This window comes from Okeania sp. (assembly GCF_983059655.1).
Map to the genome: position 1 here is coordinate 1 of NZ_CEZPJD010000634.1, position 4,773 is coordinate 4,773.

General features: G+C 34.5%; 2 protein-coding genes and 1 pseudogene. All 3 read left to right on the forward strand.

The annotated features are described in order from the left end of the window. A pseudogene (locus AC3DU7_RS25640) lies at window positions 1-293 on the forward strand (hypothetical protein); the annotation flags it as partial. A 393-nt stretch (window positions 294-686) separates the two neighbouring features. Further along, window positions 687-1,961: an urea ABC transporter substrate-binding protein gene (gene urtA, locus AC3DU7_RS25645; protein ID WP_488042110.1), complete on the forward strand. Its 1,275-nt coding sequence runs from the start codon at window positions 687-689 to the stop codon at window positions 1,959-1,961. 1,560 nt (window positions 1,962-3,521) lie between these two features. Further along, window positions 3,522-4,682, forward strand: coding sequence for an ABC transporter permease subunit (locus tag AC3DU7_RS25650; RefSeq protein ID WP_488042111.1), 1,161 nt, complete (start codon window positions 3,522-3,524; stop codon window positions 4,680-4,682). The last annotated feature ends 91 nt before the right edge of the window (window positions 4,683-4,773 follow it).

Here is a 4,773-nt window from a genome sequence, read left to right on the forward strand (position 1 = left end):
GTACAATTGTTTTTGGTTGGAATAAAGGTCAGAAAAATCAAATAGAATTAGGAAAAAAAAGTAATTCAGAATTTGTACAAATTCCGACTGCTAGACTCAAAGAAAGAATAGCTCAGTTGTGTGATGAATATGGAATAATATTTATAGAAACAGAAGAGAGTTATACAAGTGTCGCTTCATTTTTAGATGGTGACGATCTGCCTATTTATGGTGAGAAACCCAATGATTGGAAACCGTCAGGAAAAAGAATAAAGCGATGCAGCGCCGCCAAAGGGGATTTCCCCCATGAGTGACTGCATCAAGACAGCGTGGTTTGTATAAAAGTAGTAATAATTGGTTAATTAATGCAGACTGTAATGGGGCTGCAAATATAATCACAAAAGTAAGCAGAAAGCTAAGGTTAAACTTAAGCCAACTGTGTAGGGGCACTTTGACTTGTCCCCAGAGAGTTTATCTTTGGTCAGCTAAGAATAGACGGAGCAACACGGATTTATCCTGTTGCGTAGTATCTGCTTAGAATCCCCTCGACTTTAGCCAGGGGAGTAGTCAATCAAAAACACTATCTATAATATCTAGTCTAGTGAGAAAAAACTATAACGTTATAGATATATAGTGTTTGAAACTTAAAAATACCTAAGTCCTGGTAAAGTTAAGTTTGAAATTAATTATAGTGAAGTATTTTTCTTATGGGTAAAGGATTAGAACGCAGGAAATTTTTAATTTATAGTTCGGCTGCTCTAGGTACGAGTATTTTTCTCAAAGCTTGTGGTGGTGCGAATAATACTACATCTGAGACTGACACAATTAAAGTGGGTATTCTCCATTCCCTCAGTGGCACAATGGCAATTAGTGAAACTACGGTAGTTGAAGCAGAAAAGCTAGCTATTGAGGAAATAAATGCTGCTGGTGGTTTATTGGGTAAGCAAATAGAGGCGGTTGTAGAGGATGGTGCTTCTGACTGGCCTACTTTTGCGGAAAAGGCAAATAAACTTATTGAGCAAGACCAGGTAGTTACTGTTTTTGGTTGTTGGACTTCTGCTTCTCGGAAGTCTGTTTTGCCTGTTTTTGAATCTAAGAATCATATGCTTTGGTATCCTGTGCAATATGAAGGCCAAGAATGCTCGAAAAATATTTTTTATACAGGTGCTGCTCCTAACCAACAAATTGAACCTGCTGTAGATTGGTTGTTGGGAAATAAGGGAAAGGATTTTTTCTTAGTTGGTTCTGATTATGTTTTTCCTCGTACTGCAAATACAATTATTAAGGAGCAGTTAAAAGCTCAGGGTGGTAATACTGTCGGTGAAGATTATTTACCTTTAGGAAATACAGAAGTTACTCCAATTATTACTAAGATTAAACAGGCTTTACCAAACGGTGGAGTTATTTTTAATAGTCTTAATGGTGATAGTAATGTTGCCTTTTTTAAACAGTTGAAAGGTGCTGGTCTGACTCCGGAAAAATATCCGGTTATGTCGGTAAGTATTGCTGAGGAAGAAGTTAGACAAATTGGAAAAGAATTTCTTGTTGGTCATTATGCTGCTTGGAATTATTTCCAAACTGTTGAGACAGAAGCTAATAAAAAATGGGTGGCAGATTTTAAGGCAAAATATGGTGCAGACCGAGTAACAAATGACCCGATGGAAGCTGCTTATATTATGGTTTATCTTTGGAAACAAGCAGTGGAAAAAGCTGGTTCTGCTGATGATTTAGAAGCAGTAAGAATGGCAGCTATCGGACAAACTTTTGATGCTCCAGAAGGTTTGGTTACTATGAATGCTAATCATCATATTTCTAAGACTGTAAGAATAGGTCAAGTTCGTGATGATGGTTTATTTAATATAGTTTGGTCTACTCAAGGAGCTATTCCACCTATACCTTGGAATCAATTTGTTCCAGCAACTAAGGGATTTGCTTGTGACTGGAGTGACCCTAATAAAGGTGGTAAATATAAAGTCAGTTAACAGTTATAAAGTTATCAGTTATCAGCTATTACTTTTAATGTAAGCATTCAGCCCTCAGCTATCAGCTATCAGCTATCAGCTATGAGTTATTAGCTCACGATCGGCTCAAAAGAGGAATTAGTCTCCAAGGAGAATCAAAACTTATAAAAAAAATTTCTTCAGCTAACCTTAATAATTTCTTGAATATGTTCAAAAGCTGTTTGCGCAGCATGACCTAGGAAATGCTAAATGCTGAATGCTGAATGCTTACCTTTTAATTTAGGATAAAAGCTTTATTAATTGTCTTACTACAAAAGTTGGCTCCCTTAGTCTTTGAAGTTAGTTGTTAATTAAAAAACTGTCCTATAAGAGAGAGTCTTGTTGCTGTTAACGCAGTTCCTCCGGAGGAGGCTAGCTGACAACTAATAGTTGTTTGCGCAGCATTTCGCAGGAAATTCTTACTTCATAAATTAGAGTAGAATTTTGTACGAGTGGTAGATAAATATGTAGGTTTAATGTTTCTATAAAATTTCTGATTTTGTGTGCTGTAATTAGTTGTTCTAAATAGCTCACTAATTACGGCGCTTTTTCGGATGGTTATTTCAGTTTCCTAATTCTGGAGTAATTATCAGAACGGAAAAAAATAAAGCCTGTAAATTTCTGCCTAGAGGTGGCTCCGTTTTATCTGATAACTGACTAATCTCTTGTCATTATTTCCCTAATTTTTTCTTCCTAATTCTGGAGTAATTATCAAAAAGAACGGAAAAAAATAAAAGTTGGAAATTTCTGCCTAGAGGTGACTCCATTTTATCTAATAACTGACTAATCTCTTGTCATTATTTCCCTTCTTCCTTCTGCCCTCTTCCTTCTTCCTTATTCTCATTATTTCCCTTGATTTATTATTCCTGATTCTGGAGTAATTATCAAAAAGAACGGAAAAAAATAAAAGTTGGAAATTTCTGCCTAGAGATGACTTCATTTTATCTAATAACTGATTAATCTATTGTCATTATTTCCCTTCTTCCTTCTACCCTCTTCCCTCTTCCTTATTCTCATTATTTCCCTTGATTTATTATTCCTGATTCTGGAGTAATTATCAAAAAGAACGGAAAAAAATAAAAGTTGGAAATTTCTGCCTAGAGGTGACTCCATTTTATCTAATAACTGACTAATCTCTTGTCATTATTTCCTTTCTTCCTTCTGCCCTCTTCTCTCTTCCTTATTCTCATTATTTCCCTTGATTTATTATTCCTGATTCCGGAGTAATTATCAAAAAGAACGGAAAAAAATAAAAGTTGGAAATTTCTGCCTAGAGATGACTTCATTTTATCTAATAACTGACTAATCTCTTGTCATTATTTCCTTTCTTCCTTCTGCCCTCTTCTCTCTTCCTTATTCTCATTATTTCCCTTGATTTATTATTCCTGATTCCGGAGTAATTATCAAAAAGAACGGAAAAAAATAAAAGTTGGAAATTTCTGCCTAGAGATGACTTCATTTTATCTAATAACTGATTAATCTATTGTCATTATTTCCCTTCTTCCCTCTTCCCTCTTCCCTCTTCCTTTTTCCTTAATTAAAATGCAAGAATTATTAATAGCCATATTCAATGGTATAAGTATTGGTTCAGTTTTATTAATTGTCGCTTTAGGATTAGCCATTATTTTTGGACTAATGGGAGTAATTAACTTAGCTCATGGTGAATTAATGATGTTAGGTGCTTATACTACTTTCGTGGTTCAAAATATTTGTAATAGTATGGGCGAACCTATTTCTAATATTTATATTTTTTTCGCCATTCCTATTGCCTTTATAGTCGTAGCGATCGCTGGTTTAATTTTAGAAAAAGGGGTGATACGTTTTCTCTATGGCAGACCTTTAGAAACTCTACTAGCAACTTGGGGTGTTAGTCTGATTTTGCGTCAATTTGTCCGCAGTGTAAATGGAGTATTAATTATTGGCATAACAGTTTTTTTTCTGTTTTATTTTGGTAGTCTTTACTTCCTCAAAAAACGTCGCTCTGATTGGGAAAAAATTAAAAATTTAGCAATAACAATTATTTGTTTCCTGTCTTTAGCGATCGCTACTACTTTGGGATTTTTATTGACAAGTCCTACCTTAACAAAACCTTGGTTTAGTTCTAGAAATGTTGATGTTACTGCACCTGTTTGGTTACAAGGTGGATTACCTATTGGTGAGTTTCAATTACCCTATTCTCGGATTTTTATCATTATATTGACTGCTATAAGTTTGCTAGGTATTTACTTATTTTTGAATAAATCAAATTGGGGTTTAAGAATTAAAGCTGTTACTCAAAATAGAAGTATTAGTGCTTGTTTGGGTATTCCAACAAACCAGGTTGATGCTATTACATTTTCTTTGGGTTCGGGGTTAGCTGGAATTGCTGGTTGTGCAATTACATTATTAGGTTCAGTCGGTCCTAATACAGGGCAAAATTATATAGTAGATGCTTTTATGGTTGTGGTAGTTGGTGGGGTAGGTAATTTATTTGGTACTGTTATTGCTGCTATGGGAATTGGCATTACAAATTATTTGATTGGTTCAGGAACTATCGCTTTAATTTTGGAAAATACAGAAGGTCTAAAATTTTTGACTGACTTATTCAATTTTTTAGCAACTACTAGCATGGCAAAAGTAACAGTATTTGCTTTAATTATTGTCTTTTTACAAATTAAACCAGCAGGTCTATTTCCGCAAAAAGGTCGAGGAGTGGAGTTATAAAGTCAAAAGTTAAGAGTTAAGAGTTAAGAGTAATTTCTAAATACTAATGCCAAACTGCTAAGAAAAAATGATGAAAATTTCCTTCTATTGC